Below are 16,472 nucleotides of genomic sequence, written 5' to 3' on the forward strand. Positions count from 1 at the left end.
TCATTTTTTCACTGACCTACAAATATAAAAATTTCATCAACAGCTTCCTTATATCCACCTGATTTTTGGAAAGATTTCTTCAAATTCAAAGCAACTTCTTTAAATGACGGATTATTTAATACCATTTCTACACTTTCACTTAGTTGATCCGCAGTTAATCCTTGCATTTGTAATTTTATTCCTGCTCCAAGACTCTCCACTTGCTTTGCGACTACTGGCTGATCTGCACTTTGCGGTATTACAACGAGCGGAACCCCGTTATACAGTCCTTCATGCGCACTGTTCATCCCGCCGTGTGTAATAAATAGTTTCGTATATGTAAGCAGCTCAGTTTGGGGTACATAGTTTTTCACAATGAAGTTTTTAGGAATTTCGCCTAGATCCCTTATTTTTGTTTTACTACCAATAGACATAACAATTGTATGCTCACTATTCTCAAAGGCCTTCATACACAGTTTATAAAAGTCAATCGCTTCATTAAAAACAGTACCTAATGAAATATAAATCGGACTTTTTTCTTCAATTGAAGTAAAATCAACGTCTCTGTTTTTCATTTGTGCAGAGATAGATGGTCCTACAAATTTATATGTTTCATCAAACGTATCACCAAAAGGCTGGAACTCCTTAATTGTATACACAATAGTAAGGGGTGCAGGATTACAGAAAACTTCATACGATGATTTTATTTCAACACCATATTTTTCAGCAATTCCCTTCGTTAAGTTTTGAAAATCATTCTGTATTTTATCATGAATTTCTACTGGGATATTTTTTGACAGATGACCTAACATTTGCTCAAAAGATTTTTCATCCTGCGCAAAAGATGTACATGAATTTATGGATGGCAATTTAAGAATTTGAGCAATTAAGTGCCCACAGCCAAACATAGAATCATGAATTATGTAATCAAAATGTTCACCTTCAATTTGTTCTAGAACACTAGGTATAACAACATCTGCTGTATGTAGAAGACCGTTTATTCTTTCCTGTAAATAATTTCTGCCTCCAGATAGAAACGCTTTTATAAATTTTTGATCGTCAATCGTTCGTACAGTAGCACCTGTCTTCTCAATTCGTTCCCTAAAAGCTTCTATTGAAAAATAAACGACCTCTTCACCGCGAGAAATCAACTCTTCTACAACTGGCAAAGTTGGATTTATATGTCCTTCTGATCCAGCGTTAATAAATAAAACACGCGCCATTATAAACACTCCTTACGTTAAATCATTCCTATGTTGGCAAGAGTATAGATCCCCTTCGTATCATATTCCTGCTAAATTGACCTAGCAAGTCTAAAACCGAGATCTTCTATATGAAATGTAGGATGGCTTCGACGACGACAAGTAGCGCCGCACCCTCTCGCTGTTTCAGCCCAACTACCACCACGAAAAATGCGGTATGATCCGTACACTGTTTCATCATACAAATCATAACACCATTCCCAAACGTTCCCTAGCATATCATAAAGTCCCCATGCATTCGGTTCTTTTTGGCCAACGTCATGAATCTCTCCATTTGAATTTTCATTATACCACGCTATATCATGAAGTTTCCCGTATGTATATCCGGTTGTACTTGCTTTACATGCATATTGCCACTCCGCCTCAGATGGTAATCGGTAGCCATTTGAATCTAAATTACATTTCACAATTTGACCACCATCACTAATAGAATAATATTCTTTTAATCCCGCTTTTTTTGAAAGTACATTACAAAACGCAATGGCATCGTTCCATGAAATATTGACAACTGGTTTATGATTTTTATCAAAATTATTTAATGTACTATTTGTAATAGCATCATATAGTTCCATTGTTACAGCATACTTTGCAAGAAGAAATGGTTGAATTTGTACTAGCCATTCTTTTTTTATTCGATCATCTCTTAATACTACCTCTCCAGCTGGAATATTGACCATTAATGAATCGATTAGTTGAATTAAATCGTTAGTCATTTTCTATTCCTCCAAACGTTCATTTTATATGAACTTAAAGTCATATACTCATTACAAAATACAATTTTCAAAAAGCGTTAAATTTTTCATAATAAAAAACGATTAGTTTTATTAAACTAATCGGTAAGATTCACAAAGAATTTTTGTGTTACATTCTATAATTATATGTGCTCTAAAAATTTCCGAACCTCATTTGGAGATTTTAAAACAATAACCTTTTTCTCTTCCGGCAATTGCTCTAACCCTTTTAAAATTGTAGGTCGTTTAGCATTAGGATATTCCCATATCCATTTAAAAAATTGCAAATCAAATCTTTCTTCACATCCCGCGCCCATATCTGGTCTTGTTTTATTTCGGTATTTTACAATTCTTTTAAAAGCCCTATAAACACAAATTGTTCTATGAATATCAAGGAAGATAATTGTATCAGCTGCATTCAGTCTTATACCCATCGTCCCGCCATAATTCCCATCAATAATCCATTTCTCATCTTTAATTAAGTTATTTTGAACTGTTATTTGTTCTTCTCTCGGAACACCTTCCCAATTCGGTTTCCAAAATAATGCATCAAGATGATGCACCTTAATATTTAATTTATTCCCTAACTGCCTTGCTAATGTAGATTTTCCTGAACCACCAGAACCAATTAATATTATTTTTTTCATAAAGGGCTCCTTTTTAAAATCGATTATTTCCTCCGTAACATAAACTCACAAAGTATTCCCACTCCAACACCAATTGTATAAGCCACTACATCACTCCACAAAAAACCGTATCCCAACACGAGTCCCCCCAAAGTCGTTGCACGAATGCTATCTATCCATTCCGCATGATACAATTGGCTCGCTTCAATCCCGTAGCAAAACATTAAACTAATAAAAGCCAACTTCTTCGTCTCTGTTTTAGGAAACAAAAATCCAAAGCCAGTGAAAATCATTAATGCCCATAATGCATCACCTAAATAATCATTTAATAGATGTGGTAGTGCAAAAGCAAACTTTCTTGAGCTAAGACCTAAAATAATAACAACTATAGTAAATAGTGCATATACTACTCTATTTCGTTTCGTATTCATTTTAAAGTCTCCTAATATGTAATGTAAAACTGTAAATAGCTAGTAAAACAAAGTTATTTTACTAGCTATTTATTGATTGCTTTTATGATAAGAAAATGTGGATTCATATTTAAATAATGATATGATTTTTCGCTTACTTCTTTCATTTTTTCAATTGCCTTCGGTTCCACTATCTCTTCTAATACAAAATAATTTGTAGTTTCATTTAGTATGTCTTGTAATGATCTTCTAAAAAACTTGACTTCAATAGTAATATTCGGTTTAACCCAAGTATCTATTAATAACTGTTTTTCAAAATAATTTTCACATGGAAACTTTGTGAAATCCATAAAAGGATGATGAATAGAATAAATAAGTTCTCCACCTGGCTTCAATACACGACGAAATTCTTGAAATACTTGATTCCAATTTTCTATATAATGAAGAGTTAATGAACTTACAATCACATCATACATATTATCTTCAAATGGCAATGTTTCTTGCAGATCATGACAAAGGAACGTCGCTTCTTCTCCTATATTTTCTTTTGCTACTTTTACCATTTCAGGACTTACGTCAATTGCTGTAACATTTGCTCCTCTTCCTATGAATTGAGAAGTATACCATCCAGCTGCACATCCAGCATCTAGTATCTTTTTTCCTTCTAGTTCCTTTGAAATAAGCTCCATCATCGCCGGTCTTTCATAATAACTGTTATATGGATTTGCGAAATCTAGATTTTCTTTATATGTACTCGCTAATTTATCATACGTATCTTTAATCGAATCTTTCATTACACACACTCCTAATACATATTAATTCATTAACTCCTGCTGCTTTTTCTTTGAAAATGATTGTAGTACTAAATCATACGACCAATCAATCATTTTATTTATTTGCTCCTGTTCTATACCCTTATGAATATAAATAGTATTCCAATGTTTTTTATTCATATGATAGCCTGGAATAATTGTTTCTGGATAATCTTCTCTTATTCTTAATGCGACTTCTGGGTCACACTTCAATGTAATCGCAGCTTTTTCACCTTCTTCATGATTTACTATCGCAAATATTTTATTATTAAGCCTCATACATGTTGCACTCCAGCCATCTGGAGAATCTTCTTTCGCTTTTCTTTTCGATAAACAGTACGCTCTTGTTGCATTCATTTTAATTGGCACCTCTTATTCTTTCCCTGTTTGATTACGATGCATCACAATTTGCTTCGTTGTTTGAAATTGTTGCTCACCATAAAACTTTATTAGCTTCTCTCCGCAAAATAGACTAACAATATCAATATGAGATATTTCTCGAAGTAATATTGTTAGCATCTTCTCTCCAATACCATTATTTCTTACACTCTCATGTACGACAACATCTTCAATGTATGCTCGAAAAATACCATCAGAAACGACTCTAGCAAATCCAACTAATTCATTTTCTTCCCATACTCCAATGGCTATGCTATTCTTTAACATTTTTTCAATATCGACTTCTTTTCTTTCTGGCCACCAACTGACAGAATCATAAAGTTTTTTTATTTTTTCTGCACAGATTGGTTGTTCTTGTTGCAATTTATACGTGTACATATTCTTTCTCCCATCAAACAGTATACATAATATTATTATAATCTCTTTTCAAAAAAGTGCTGACTATGACCTTTCGGGTGATCTTCAACAATACCATACTCCCTGTAACCGTGCTTTTTATAAAATTCTGGTGCTTGAAAACTAAATGAATCTAGCAATATTAATCTACACCCTTTTTCCTTCGCAATACCCTCAATTTCATGTAAAAGTTGGCTGCCATAACCGTCATGATGAACTGATTCATCAACCCATAAAAAGTCGATATGAAGGTGATAAAAATACATCGTACCTGTTACGCCACCAAAAATTTTTCCTTCTTCATTTTTTACTACGAGGCGTACTTCTTCCATCGTCTGTCTTGCCTCATCTGTTAAGATGGACATATTATATTGAATAACTTTATTTTTAATATATTCTCCTTCAGTGCGTGTACCGTTCTTTATATGTTTCATTTATATTGCTTCCTTTCAGCTTAGTAATCTACATTTTATTTTTTCTCTTTAAAATACTAATACATACGAATCCACCATATGTAACAAAGCATGAAAAGCCAATTATCCCTGGTACAGAGACATATCCTACCCTTATGTAACTTATAACCGCAAAACAAACAATAGACAATAAAATAGATGGCCAAAATATAAGAACTGTTTTTCTTCTTCCTCGTTTCGATGTACTTTCTTTCTCTCCAGAAACACGTGTGCCAAAAAGCAATACAATACAAATAAGGATCGCTGTAAAGTAAATTGTATCTAATGACAAATCGTGATCATATAGTGCGATTCCAACTTCAAGAGCAATAATCGTTAAAATTAAAATAATGATTGTTGAAGTCTTTAAGTTTCTTTTCAACCGTTCACTCCTAGCATGTTTTCACTATATTCTTTGTATATGTACTTTAAAACTACTGCAAAAGCTTCATCTACCTCTTTATTTTCACGGCGATTCGGTAAATCTTTTCCCCTCATCACATAAAGAAGCGGAAATTCGTTAAACATTCCTATTATACCAATAAATTCAATATCGAATATAAAAAAACTTTTCGGCAGCTCATATCAGCTATTTAAATAAGAAAAAGGTAGCATGAATTTTTTCTTGCTACCGAAAAATATTTATTCTTCTATAGGATTTTCAGGACCGTTAAGTTCCAGCTGATAAAAAGCTAAATCTAGCCATTTATTAAACTTATAACCAGCTTTTTTTATTGTCCCTGCATGAACAAATCCATAGTTTTGATGCAAGGCAATACTTTTTTCATTCTCTGCATCAATTCCAGCAATTAAGGTCATATACTCTCTTTCCTTCGCAATTTTGATTAATTCTTTCATTAATGAAGACCCAATGCCATTTTTTCTATATGCCTTATCTACATACACAGAATGTTCAACTGAATATTTATAAGCAGGCCACGCTCTAAATGGGCCGAATGTCGCAAACCCTACTACTTTATTATCTAATTCATATACGAAAATGGGATACCCTTCAGCCTTTTTTTGTTCATACCAATCTATTCTATTTTCAAGGGTTACAGGTTTATACGCATATACAGCTGTTGTATAAAGTATCGCATCGTTATAAATATCTAAAATGTATGCTAAATCTCTTTTCGTTGCTTCCCTTATCATTATTTTCTTCCTTTCATCATGTTCATCTTATTTCACTATCTTTTTAATAGTTTTATTTTATCGAAATTTCCGATTTTTATCTACATACGAATACTAGCTTTTCGGAAACCATCAAATATATTTATTGCAGCAGATAACATATAAAAGAAAATTCCTCCCCCAATGAGCCACGTTTTAAACTCCTCTGGGGAAATAGTAAATGCATTTGCCAAATACGTAATAAATCCTGCGTTAAATAAATGTGGATTTACTACAATTACAATGAATACTATCGTCCCAGCTACTTGAAGAATAGCATTCCCAATCGCCAATCTTTGAGTCCATTGTCCCTGCACCAATTTATAAAGGGATATACATATTTCAAAAACAATCATAATTACAACGATTGGCCAGTACTGCAATAAAACATCTTGATTAAAAGTTGGCGAAACAAACTTCAGTCCATTTGCCGTACCGTTATATACGCCAACAAGATGATTCGCATAAAAGTAAAGTGTAGCCCAAACTGCTGTCCACATTAAACCTGCAAAAACTTCAAACTTCGAGATTGCTTTTTTCTTTGGGATATACGAGATGTTTTTCAAATCATCTGGTGTCCATTTTTTTAAACTTGTCGTCAACGGCTCGATACCTTTGTCTTTATCTGTTCTTTCTAAAATAACAAACACAAGTGTCAACCAGAAAAATACATGGAGGCCCACTTCAAAAATTTCCCCAATGCCTTTACCTATCAATTGTAAAATAACATTTAATACCGCTTGATCACCACTATAGCCTATAAAATTTTCTGCAACCATTGATATGAGTGCAATGACAGCTGCGATTGGTATAATCATTTTTAACAACGTTGTATATACATCAAAATAACGTGGTCCAATTAAATGCATCGGTCTATCCAAATAACCATTAGCCAATGAAACCGGACTCCCCAATTTTTCGAGAACGCTCTTTACATCTTCCTCATTATAATCTTCAGGTAACATATCATCTATAGTTGACCTTAGTTCAAGTGTAATATCTTCACGATTTTTTTCAGGTAATCTCTTCGCAACCTCTTGGATATAGAGATCAATTAAATTCATTCCCTTCCTCCTCCTTTAATAAGTTATAAAGTTCTTTCGAATCTTTTATCCATTCTTTTTTCAACTGCAAAAATATTTCTAATCCATAATCACTTAAAACATAATACTTACGAGGTCTACTCTCCGTTTTATCCCAACTACTCGTCACTAATTCCTGCTTTTCTAATCGGCGAAGTAGTGGATATAAAGTACTTTGATCAATTGTAACCCCTGATTGCTCCAATAACTGGACAAGTGAATATCCGTACTGTGGCGTTCTTAATTGGCTTAAAACAGCTAACGTTAATGTCCCTCTTCTTAACTCAGTAATTAACGAGTTTAATAAAGTATCCATTCACTCACCTCATTTCCATTACTATATGTCATACAGTATGTGTTTTATACTATGTATCGTACAGTATTAGTGTGACAAAAACTGTGCTTTTTTTACCAAAAACAGATAATGAAAAGCGCAAATTATATGATTTGTGCTTTTTTAGCTAAGTTATATATATCTATAACACTCTAAAAGGTAGCAACCTTAACTACTAATTTTGAAATTCCAGTAATGCTATATTAAGTTACAAGTATCGTACACATATGATGTGACCATAACATATCACTATAGGAAGCTAATAAAACGGAAAATTACCATGGTTGAATGATTCCTGTTTTATTCTTTAGGCACTGTTGATTTCACACTGTTTTCAGCACCTAATCAACGTTATTTCCTTCATAAACTTCATCTTGTTCAAAATCTCTATTTTTATTTGGTTTATTAAAGTAAAATAAAAAAACAATTAAATTAGGTTAATTGTTTTTCAAATGCAAAATCTTTATTTTTTTAAATAACCTATGATATTCGAAAAGACAAACTCTCCAAATGCAAGTGGTATATAAATAAACCATAACTTTAATATTGCCTTTGTTTCTTTGTGATCAGAATCCCCCATTAAAACCAGCCCAATCCTTTTTCTTCTAATATTTTCATTTTAATTCCAATAACAAGGAAATTATACCATTTATTAATGTTATAGTCTATGTTTTCTAAAAATTAGATAAATAAAATTTTTGTATTCCCTCAATATTCAGATAAACGTAATAATTTTTTTACGTTTCATCTTCAAAGTCTATAATGAGTCCTGTTAGAACTGCTTCATTACCAATCGATTGGATCCCGTGACCAATAAAATCCATCTTAAATTCTTCCCACTCTAACTGCTCTTTTGTGATTCATCGTCACATTATGATGAATCACTCATACATTATCTAGAAGTAAAAACCCTAATTCACTTTTCTCTTAAAGAGCACTATTCAAATGTGCTCTTTTTAAGTCTGTTCGAATAAAATTAAAAATCCTACTGATAAACAAAAAATCTCGTTTATCAATAGGATTCATTAGCTATATATAGCAATTATAGCGAACTCCATCGCCTATTACTAAAGTCGAACTGATTTAAGTAATATAAATTCCCCTTTTTCTTTAGAAAATGGAACAACCTCTACAATCGCCTCAACATTAATTACTCCGTAAACATGCGGATATTCTTGACCGTTTGAAGCAAGTTCATATTTTACTTCTGCTTTTAATAGGGCTGGATCAATTGTAAGTAATAAAACATCTTCTTCATGCTTGAAATATTTTTCTGCAACTCTTAAAGCTTGATCTACTAATGAACAATGAATAAATCCCTCTTCTATAAGGGAATCTTCATTAATTTTTCCAATTATTTTTGCGATTTCCCAATTACTTTTCGTAATTACTTTTGTAATCATAGTAACTCTCCCTTTTTAATTTATGTAATGATATAATAACACTAAATTTTCAACACGTTCTTAATAGATTGGGGACTTATAATGGATAAACCTCTCACTACATTACAAACTATTATTATACATATGAATACAAATGAGCATTGGCATGATTTTATTTGTTACTGTCAGCATCGCGAAGCGGGACTTCGAAAATTAGCTTATAAACATTTAGAGACATTTATTTCCAATGCAAAAACATGGGAATCAAAAGATCAAGAAGAGTTTGCCATTTCGCTGTTTACTATTTTAGATGCATTAAACGAAAAAGATGAGGGCTTAACTTTCTCACTAAATAGTTTTCTAATTGACATTCTATATAGATGGACAGAAAACAACCCGATTGATTCAAGACCTTTTAGATGGATAGGAATTTATATGGACTCTAGCAATAAAGAAGACGATTTAGAAAAATCTCTTCGAAAAGCGATTGAATTAGGTGGTGATACCGAACAAAAAGCCATGATATACCTAGTTTCTAATTACATCAATACTTTAGAATTTGGTACACATGAATTCCCTTCAGGTTATTGCGGAGATTTAAGCGAATGTATAGAAAAACTTCCCTATATGCTTCAATTAACTAATAGAATTCAGAATAAGAACATAAAGGAGCAAAACATTGGTCAAATACAAGAACAACTACACCTTATTCTAGATTGGTTAAAACATACACAAACTCCAGTAGATGCTGTTCGTACATGGGAAAAAGAACAAACTAAGGAATTAGAAAAAAGCATCGTATATCATTTAAACAACAGCTCAAGTCATTAATTCGTCTACCATTTTAATATAAAAAAGAGGATCTTCATACTATACTAGAAAATCCTCTTTTTATATTTATCCCACATTAGCTTGCAGTAAAACTCCCCACTGATTATAGTTTTACTTTATTTTAATCCTTTAATTAAAGGTGACGCTTCCCCACTATGGAAAATCCATAAGTCATGAAGTGATCTCGTACATCCAACATATAGTAACTTTGCATCATGTTTTGTATTTTTGTAATGTTCCTCATCCACATCAATTAAAAGCACCGCATCAAATTCTAAACCTTTCGCTAAATAGACAGGTACTACTGATATACCACCTTCATATTTACTTTGGTTTGCTTCAATTACGTTTACCGTTAATCCTGCATTTGTTAATTTCACATATATATCACGGCATTCATCTTCTGTTCTTCCGATTACCGCAATTGTTTTCACATCTTCATTTTGCAAATGTTTTACCGTCTTCACAATTTCAGTAAATTGATTTTCTGTATGAATTACTTTCACATCTTCTCCACTGCGGAAGACTGGTGTTGCGAGTCCTACTGGGATTTCTGCATTTTTAATTATTTCATTTGCAAATTCAATAATTTCTTTTGTAGAACGATAACTTCTTGTTAATTCATAATAACCGGTTTCTTGGAATACTTCCTTAAAAGCATTCCAATCTTCAATTCCTTGATAATCATAAATCGCTTGCGATAAATCACCTAATATAGTGAAAGAATTACCTAATGTAATTTCTTTTAATACATAAACTTGGAAAGGCGAAAAATCTTGCGCTTCATCAATAACAACGTGATGAAACTTCTGCCCTATTTCAATCCCTGTTATACGATGATGTATGTATATTAAAGCTGGTAAATCTTCTACATACATTTCTTTTTTACGACAACTCTTTTCTGTTTCTTGAACAAGTTCTTCAGGTAATACCTCAAGTATTTCTTTACTTTTTACTATTGAACTATACAGTGATAGAGCACTCATTTTCGGCCAAAACTTCATATATGCGTTCAGTCTCTTAGTCGCTTCTTTTTTTAGTAATTTTTTCTCGTTTGTTTCCCCGAATTTTTTAAGTTCAATTTCAATCCAGCGCTTCATTCGTCCTACTAATCGTTCTCTTCTTTTCTTTAAAGGATAATGTTTATATTCAACTTGCATCCATTTTTTAATATCTTCTACTGGAATAATCGCTCTATCCCACGCCTCAAAATCTTTTGTCGGAACTAACTCATTTTCAAATTGGATCATTCTCTCTTCAATATACGTCTTAAATTCCAACGTACCCTTTAATTTACCTAGCATTACCTTCTTTTCATCACGATTAATTGAAAATGCTTCTTTCAATTTTTCTTCTGTCTGCTTTAGTATAACTGAATCATCTAACGTACGTAATGCCCAATCCGAAAACGTTGTTTGACTAATATTCCCTACACCTAATTCAGGAAGTACACTCGAAATATAGTCTAAAAACAGACTATTCGGCGCAAATACGATCATTCTCTCAGCTTCTAGCTGCTCACGATATTCATAAATCAAAAAAGCAAGGCGATGTAAAGCGATTGTTGTCTTTCCGCTCCCTGCAACCCCTTGAATAAGTAATGGTAAATTTCTTTCCGCTCGAATAATATCATTTTGTTCCGATTGAATCGTTGAAACAATATCCTTTAGCTTATTATCTTTATTCTCACCTAATCGATATAGAAGAAAATCATCGGCATGCGATACATCTTCATTTCCTTTTACATATGTATCAACAACACGTTCAAGTTCTCTTTTTCGAATAGAAATGTTTCGTTTTAAATACACATCACCTTCTACTAACCCATCTGGTGATTGATAAAATGCTAATTCTTCTCCACCGGTAAATGAATAAAACATACTTGCGACAGGTGCTCTCCAATCAATAATGATTGGTTTCATCGTGTCCATATCCGAAACCCCTACTTTTCCAATATAAATCGGCATAACCGCTTCTTTACCATCTTCCTGAAAATCTAACCTTCCAAAGTACGGCTCTTGCACACCAATACGTAAATTTTGTCTATTAGACTCTCTCATACTTTCAAGAATTTGCTCTTTAAAATCTTCTCCATAATAAACTGGGATTTTTTCAAGCTTATCCAATTGCTCATCCATCGTATGTAAAGTATCCTTCATTTTTTGTAACTCATCTTCAAATATGTTGCTCATTTCGACGATTCCCTCCTGTCCGTTCTAATTTTTCAGTCGAAGTATTATTGTATTAAAAATCCAAGCATAAAGTCAATAGTTTCCATTTGAATTTTTCGAAAAAACTTACTTTTCATCTTTCTAATTTAAAAAGAATATGCAACATCTAAATCACACAAATACACATATAGTATAGTGATGCATGCAAAAGATACTACTTTCTATTTGTCTCCTATTTAATTTATTTATTAAAAAACATTGTAAAAATTAAAGACTTTAATCAATGGGCGTTTTACTGCCCATAAATAGTAGGATAAACAAAAGTAAAGGAGGCTCTTCAAATGAATGTCGCGAAAAAGAAATCACTAAAGTTATATTTACTTATTTTTGTATTAACTGTTTTGGCCAGTGCATGGATTGGGGTATTTCTAGATTCTCTTCTAACAAATCAACCTGAAGGAAATACTTTAGGTATGGGGTTATGGCTAATATTACCTTTCCTCGTAAGCATTTTACTTAGAGTTATTAGCCGAGATTGGAATGATTTTGGCATCAAGCCAAATTTGAAAGGAAACTTTATATGGTATTTCACTGCACTACTTATTTATCCATTCGTTACAGTAATAACGATAAGCATATCGCTCATTTTTGGAGTAGCTCATATTGCTAGTTTTGATATATCCACGTTATTGTCACTCATAGTCATGTCTACTATTGGTAACTTTATTAAAAATATTTTTGAAGAGTTTTCTTGGCGTGGTTATTTAACTCCAAAGTTGATTGAACTAAATCTAAATGATTGGTACATTTATATTATTTCTGGTTTAATTTGGGCACTTTGGCATGCTGCATATTATATAGTCTTTTTGCCAAATGAATATTTTGAATCTATCTCAAGATTAAATATGCTTTTATCTGGCTGTATCCTTATGGTTTGTTGGTCAATTATGTATGTTGAAATATATAGACTTACAAAATCCGTCTGGCCATGCGTTATCATGCATGCGATCGAGGATGCTGTTCCTACTGTTTTAGTTACCATAACAGGGATTATTACCCTTACAAACAGTAGTGATTTTTGGTTAAATCCTATTAGCGGGGTCGCTGCTACTGTTTTATTTCTCGGAATTGGAATCGTACTAAGAACTATAAGAATAAAAAGAGAACGACAATTATTCACACAATAAAAAGCAGATAATGAATTCGTCATTATCTGCTTTCCAATTTTTAAAACTACCTTATTATATTTTTTGATACATAAGCCAGTCACCAGATTCTATCACTTTCTTTAACATCTTTTTATCTTGAGCGATATACACATATGCCTCAATTTCTCTATCAGCAACATATACTGTTTGCGTGATTCGATCATATAAATCAGTCTCCGCATTACCTGTATATTCTTCTAGTTCATCTAACTTACACAATATCTCATCATTTACTACATAAACTTCTCCATACACCTGTTCTTCAATCGAATAAGTCATGGCCGGATATCCTTCATTCGTATCAAATAATTTTCCATATGTCCAAGCTCTGTCTGCGATGCATGTTGCACCTTGCATATAATGAGCATTCGTTTGTCCTCTTCTTAACGTGCCATAAACGAAAACATGATACATAAATTCTTATCCCCTTTATATGTCTCTACTTTCTTATTTGTAAATAAGCACGAATCATAAAGTAACTCACTTCATTCGGAAGCTGTTCTTTAATAGATTTCAGACCACCCTCTGCATTTTGAACGGCAGTTTCAATAAGAGATTCATACTCTGCTGGAACAAAACTTTGCCACTCTACTTCCATTCCATCCTCATAGCAGCGAATTAAATGGTTTTCAATTGTTTGTCTTGATAAGTTACGTTCTTTTGCAATCTCATTCAAATCAATACCTTGTTTATACATTTCATATGTTTCTAAATGAGAATTTGCGGACGCTTTTCCTGACTTTTTACGCTCTGAAACTACTTCTGTCTTAATCGTTTCAGCATAATTTGGATTTTCTTCAATAAAATGCTGAACTGCTTGTAAGAAGTGCGAGCCATATTTCACAAGTTTGTGTTCTCCGATACCTTTTACCGTCAACAATTCGGAATCACTTTGCGGCATTTTCACGCACATATCTTTCAATGTTTGGTCAGAGAAAATAACGAACGGAGGTACACCTTCTCCTTGTGCAATTTCTTTACGTACTTCACGAAGTACTTCAAATAAAGGATGGTCTTGAACAATTTGTCTTGTCTCTACTCGTTCTTTTCGTAAAACATTCTCTTTACCAAGTAATACTTCTTTCCCTTTTTCAGTTACTTTTAACGTCGGATAAGTGCCATGTTCAACTGCAATTAACTCGTCTGAAATTAAAAACTCAATAAACTCACTGACCTCTTTTACACTACGGTTCGATAAAAGCCCATACGTTGGTAAAGTATGAAAATTAAATTCAATAACTTTCTTATTCTTCGACCCCGTTAATACTTGCGCTATCATTTGCTTTCCAAAGCGTTGGTTCGTTCTAATCATGCATGATAAAACCATTTGTGATTCCCTTGTCACATCGATGCTCTCGCGATTGTCTGTACAATTACCACAGCGTCCACAATCTTCTTTCGGTTCTTCTCCAAAGTATTGCAAAATGAATGATTGTAAACATTGTTCTGTATGACAGTAATCGGTCATATTTTGCAATTTTTCAAGTTCATTTGAAAAACGTGATTCTCCAGTTGATTGATCAATTAAAAAACGCTGTACTTGTACATCTTGAGAAGAATATAACAATATACATGTACTATCTAATCCGTCACGACCAGCACGTCCTGCTTCTTGATAGTAACTTTCCATATTTTTTGGAAGCTGATAATGAATTACGTAACGAATATTCGATTTATCAATACCCATCCCGAATGCAGATGTTGCTACCATTACACTTACTTCATCTCGTAAAAAGAGTTCTTGTTGCTCATTTCGATCACTATCACTCATACCAGCATGATATTTTGATACAGAAACACCTGCCTTCATCAAATCTTCATATAACTGATCGACTACTTTTCTAGTAGCTGCATATATAATCCCGGATTCCTTTTGATTTTGACGAATATAATCCGCCAAATATGCATTTCGATCTTGCCCTTTAATGACAGAAAACGATAAGTTCTCACGCTCAAACGTTGTCATAATTGTATTTTCTTGATTAATTTCAAGTGTGTTACAAATATCATCACGTACTTGCGGTGTTGCTGTTGCTGTTAATGCTAATACGAGCGGCTTTTCTGGAAGATAATCTAATATGCGATGTATATGTAAATAACTTGGACGGAAATCATGTCCCCACTGTGAAATACAGTGTGCTTCATCAATCGCAATCATAGGGATTTTCATATCGATAAGTTGATCAACAAACTCCATCGAATCAAGACGCTCAGGCGCCACATAAAGTAACTTGTAATGTCCTTGTTTCGCTAATTGAATTCGCTGATTTGCTTCTGCAATAGATATAGAACTATTAATATATGTAGCTGAAATGCCATTCTGTACCAATGTATCTACTTGATCCTTCATAAGTGATATTAGAGGCGATATAACCAACGTCGTTCCTTCAAATACTAATGCCGGAATTTGATAACAAATCGACTTACCGCCACCCGTTGGCATAATACAAACCGTATCTTTCCCATCTAGTACATTTTTAATTGTTTCATCTTGTCCTCTTCGAAACGAAGAATAACCAAAGTAGGACGCTAAAAGTTCTTGTGCTTTAGTAAACAAAAAAGAGTCACCCGCTTTTCTTTATCTTTCATCTACTTCTATTATATCAATCACTTATGCGACTTGAAAGGGATGATTAGATGCTTATTGTTTTTTCATTATTCTATGTTTCTTCACTTATTTAATATGAATTAGCATCATTATTTTATATGTTTTACAACATTTATAACGTAAATCCAGTACACAAGAAGAAAGAGTTTCAATTTAAATGTTCATTTTATTTCCCTTTCTTGAATACTACTAATCGTATACATATAAATTCAGGAGGTTACTATATGAAACATCGTAATATGAGTTCCATCAAGGCAAAAACGAAAACACAAAAACTCCAATTCTCTAATAATGATGCGTGGAAATATGAATCATACTATAAGTACCAGCCATTATTCTCTTATAAAAAGCTTTTTAATTTTCTTTCTCAACTTTTTAGACGTTAATATATGTGCAAAAAATATATCATTCACAGAATTTTTCTCAATATTAAATGTATAGACTTACTACAATTCAGTTGTTACCATATATAATAATCTGTTGGATAAACCCCTTAAGTTGACCTGCTTATATTAGCAGGTCTTTTTCATGATTACATACTTCTGTGTACCTCGATCTCACTTCTAAGTCTTTTCTCCATTTTATAACCATATTTAGATCCCAACAATTAATGATA

General features: G+C 32.8%; 18 protein-coding genes, 1 pseudogene and 1 riboswitch. Of the genes and pseudogenes, 2 read left to right on the top strand and 17 right to left on the bottom strand.

The window, feature by feature from the left end:
- Positions 1-8 precede the first annotated feature (8 nt).
- The 14 genes and pseudogenes from AC1Q8L_RS16010 to AC1Q8L_RS16075 form a co-directional block, all read right to left on the bottom strand.
- Positions 9-1,202 carry a macrolide family glycosyltransferase gene (locus AC1Q8L_RS16010; RefSeq protein ID WP_000124876.1) on the bottom strand — a complete coding sequence of 398 codons (1,194 nt, stop codon included), beginning with the start codon at positions 1,200-1,202 and terminating at the stop codon, positions 9-11.
- Positions 1,203-1,273: 71 nt separating this feature from the next.
- On the bottom strand, positions 1,274-1,954 hold the full coding sequence (locus AC1Q8L_RS16015) for a formylglycine-generating enzyme family protein (RefSeq protein ID WP_000180346.1): 681 nt from the start codon (positions 1,952-1,954) through the stop codon (positions 1,274-1,276).
- A 161-nt stretch (positions 1,955-2,115) separates the two neighbouring features.
- Positions 2,116-2,619 carry a DNA topology modulation protein gene (locus tag AC1Q8L_RS16020; RefSeq protein WP_000720562.1) on the bottom strand — a complete coding sequence of 168 codons (504 nt, stop codon included), beginning with the start codon at positions 2,617-2,619 and terminating at the stop codon, positions 2,116-2,118.
- Between the two features lie 23 nt (positions 2,620-2,642).
- The gene (locus AC1Q8L_RS16025; RefSeq protein ID WP_001093460.1) at positions 2,643-3,029 is read right to left on the bottom strand and encodes a ribosomal maturation YjgA family protein; all 387 of its coding nucleotides are present in this window, start codon (positions 3,027-3,029) and stop codon (positions 2,643-2,645) included.
- Positions 3,030-3,094: 65 nt separating this feature from the next.
- A complete protein-coding gene (locus tag AC1Q8L_RS16030) occupies positions 3,095-3,802 on the bottom strand; it encodes a class I SAM-dependent methyltransferase (protein ID WP_025118380.1) in 708 nt (235 codons plus the stop codon).
- 21 nt (positions 3,803-3,823) lie between these two features.
- Entirely contained in the window at positions 3,824-4,177 is a 354-nt protein-coding gene (locus AC1Q8L_RS16035) for an MmcQ/YjbR family DNA-binding protein (protein ID WP_000994614.1), read from the bottom strand.
- A 15-nt stretch (positions 4,178-4,192) separates the two neighbouring features.
- Positions 4,193-4,597 (bottom strand): GNAT family N-acetyltransferase, encoded by a 405-nt coding sequence (locus AC1Q8L_RS16040; protein ID WP_000288977.1) that lies wholly within the window; start codon positions 4,595-4,597, stop codon positions 4,193-4,195.
- Positions 4,598-4,632: 35 nt separating this feature from the next.
- On the bottom strand, positions 4,633-5,049 hold the full coding sequence (locus tag AC1Q8L_RS16045; RefSeq protein WP_098311773.1) for a GNAT family N-acetyltransferase: 417 nt from the start codon (positions 5,047-5,049) through the stop codon (positions 4,633-4,635).
- 28 nt (positions 5,050-5,077) lie between these two features.
- The gene (locus AC1Q8L_RS16050) at positions 5,078-5,449 is read right to left on the bottom strand and encodes a hypothetical protein (RefSeq protein ID WP_000827991.1); all 372 of its coding nucleotides are present in this window, start codon (positions 5,447-5,449) and stop codon (positions 5,078-5,080) included.
- Positions 5,446-5,610 (bottom strand): annotated as a pseudogene (locus AC1Q8L_RS16055) (serine hydrolase); the annotation flags it as partial. The gene AC1Q8L_RS16050 and the pseudogene AC1Q8L_RS16055, both read right to left, overlap by 4 nt.
- Before the next feature lie 99 nt (positions 5,611-5,709).
- Positions 5,710-6,222 carry a GNAT family N-acetyltransferase gene (locus tag AC1Q8L_RS16060; RefSeq protein WP_000617523.1) on the bottom strand — a complete coding sequence of 171 codons (513 nt, stop codon included), beginning with the start codon at positions 6,220-6,222 and terminating at the stop codon, positions 5,710-5,712.
- An 80-nt stretch (positions 6,223-6,302) separates the two neighbouring features.
- Complete coding sequence (locus AC1Q8L_RS16065) at positions 6,303-7,304, bottom strand: HAAS signaling domain-containing protein (protein WP_001048872.1); 1,002 nt, start codon at positions 7,302-7,304, stop codon at positions 6,303-6,305.
- Positions 7,291-7,638, bottom strand: a complete 348-nt coding sequence (locus AC1Q8L_RS16070) for a PadR family transcriptional regulator (protein WP_000380302.1) — start codon at positions 7,636-7,638, stop codon at positions 7,291-7,293. Before AC1Q8L_RS16070 ends, AC1Q8L_RS16065 begins: the two co-directional genes overlap by 14 nt.
- A 1,027-nt stretch (positions 7,639-8,665) precedes the next feature.
- Positions 8,666-8,727: riboswitch (Fluoride riboswitch) on the bottom strand.
- Positions 8,724-9,059 carry a DUF952 domain-containing protein gene (locus tag AC1Q8L_RS16075; RefSeq protein ID WP_000629080.1) on the bottom strand — a complete coding sequence of 112 codons (336 nt, stop codon included), beginning with the start codon at positions 9,057-9,059 and terminating at the stop codon, positions 8,724-8,726. (Overlaps the previous riboswitch by 4 nt.)
- Positions 9,060-9,140: 81 nt before the next feature.
- Between AC1Q8L_RS16075 and AC1Q8L_RS16080 the strand changes: the two genes are divergently transcribed.
- Positions 9,141-9,869: a hypothetical protein gene (locus tag AC1Q8L_RS16080; RefSeq protein WP_000360509.1), complete on the top strand. Its 729-nt coding sequence runs from the start codon at positions 9,141-9,143 to the stop codon at positions 9,867-9,869.
- A gap of 116 nt (positions 9,870-9,985) precedes the next feature.
- On the opposite strand, the gene AC1Q8L_RS16085 is transcribed toward AC1Q8L_RS16080, so the two are convergent.
- The gene (locus tag AC1Q8L_RS16085) at positions 9,986-12,061 is read right to left on the bottom strand and encodes a HelD family protein (protein ID WP_000065167.1); all 2,076 of its coding nucleotides are present in this window, start codon (positions 12,059-12,061) and stop codon (positions 9,986-9,988) included.
- A gap of 320 nt (positions 12,062-12,381) precedes the next feature.
- Between AC1Q8L_RS16085 and AC1Q8L_RS16090 the strand changes: the two genes are divergently transcribed.
- On the top strand, positions 12,382-13,227 hold the full coding sequence (locus AC1Q8L_RS16090; protein WP_492339468.1) for a CPBP family glutamic-type intramembrane protease: 846 nt from the start codon (positions 12,382-12,384) through the stop codon (positions 13,225-13,227).
- A gap of 54 nt (positions 13,228-13,281) precedes the next feature.
- On the opposite strand, the gene AC1Q8L_RS16095 is transcribed toward AC1Q8L_RS16090, so the two are convergent.
- Positions 13,282-13,662: a gamma-glutamylcyclotransferase family protein gene (locus AC1Q8L_RS16095; RefSeq protein ID WP_000274914.1), complete on the bottom strand. Its 381-nt coding sequence runs from the start codon at positions 13,660-13,662 to the stop codon at positions 13,282-13,284.
- 25 nt (positions 13,663-13,687) lie between these two features.
- Positions 13,688-15,805: a DNA helicase RecQ gene (gene recQ, locus AC1Q8L_RS16100; RefSeq protein WP_000494271.1), complete on the bottom strand. Its 2,118-nt coding sequence runs from the start codon at positions 15,803-15,805 to the stop codon at positions 13,688-13,690.
- Between the last annotated feature and the right edge of the window lie 667 nt (positions 15,806-16,472).

This window comes from Bacillus sp. GW823-FHT06A11 (assembly GCF_058795355.1).

Bases quoted from the DNA above. Each gene is read 5' to 3' on its own strand.
- AC1Q8L_RS16010 (WP_000124876.1), bottom strand. From the start codon at position 1,202: ATGGCGCGTGTTTTATTTATTAACGCTGGATCAGAAGGACATATAAAT.
- AC1Q8L_RS16015 (WP_000180346.1), bottom strand. From the start codon at position 1,954: ATGACTAACGATTTAATTCAACTAATCGATTCATTAATGGTCAATATT.
- AC1Q8L_RS16020 (WP_000720562.1), bottom strand. From the start codon at position 2,619: ATGAAAAAAATAATATTAATTGGTTCTGGTGGTTCAGGAAAATCTACA.
- AC1Q8L_RS16025 (WP_001093460.1), bottom strand. From the start codon at position 3,029: ATGAATACGAAACGAAATAGAGTAGTATATGCACTATTTACTATAGTT.
- AC1Q8L_RS16030 (WP_025118380.1), bottom strand. From the start codon at position 3,802: ATGAAAGATTCGATTAAAGATACGTATGATAAATTAGCGAGTACATAT.
- AC1Q8L_RS16035 (WP_000994614.1), bottom strand. From the start codon at position 4,177: ATGAATGCAACAAGAGCGTACTGTTTATCGAAAAGAAAAGCGAAAGAA.
- AC1Q8L_RS16040 (WP_000288977.1), bottom strand. From the start codon at position 4,597: ATGTACACGTATAAATTGCAACAAGAACAACCAATCTGTGCAGAAAAA.
- AC1Q8L_RS16045 (WP_098311773.1), bottom strand. From the start codon at position 5,049: ATGAAACATATAAAGAACGGTACACGCACTGAAGGAGAATATATTAAA.
- AC1Q8L_RS16060 (WP_000617523.1), bottom strand. From the start codon at position 6,222: ATGATAAGGGAAGCAACGAAAAGAGATTTAGCATACATTTTAGATATT.
- AC1Q8L_RS16065 (WP_001048872.1), bottom strand. From the start codon at position 7,304: ATGAATTTAATTGATCTCTATATCCAAGAGGTTGCGAAGAGATTACCT.
- AC1Q8L_RS16070 (WP_000380302.1), bottom strand. From the start codon at position 7,638: ATGGATACTTTATTAAACTCGTTAATTACTGAGTTAAGAAGAGGGACA.
- AC1Q8L_RS16075 (WP_000629080.1), bottom strand. From the start codon at position 9,059: ATGATTACAAAAGTAATTACGAAAAGTAATTGGGAAATCGCAAAAATA.
- AC1Q8L_RS16080 (WP_000360509.1), top strand. From the start codon at position 9,141: ATGGATAAACCTCTCACTACATTACAAACTATTATTATACATATGAAT.
- AC1Q8L_RS16085 (WP_000065167.1), bottom strand. From the start codon at position 12,061: ATGAGCAACATATTTGAAGATGAGTTACAAAAAATGAAGGATACTTTA.
- AC1Q8L_RS16090 (WP_492339468.1), top strand. From the start codon at position 12,382: ATGAATGTCGCGAAAAAGAAATCACTAAAGTTATATTTACTTATTTTT.
- AC1Q8L_RS16095 (WP_000274914.1), bottom strand. From the start codon at position 13,662: ATGTATCATGTTTTCGTTTATGGCACGTTAAGAAGAGGACAAACGAAT.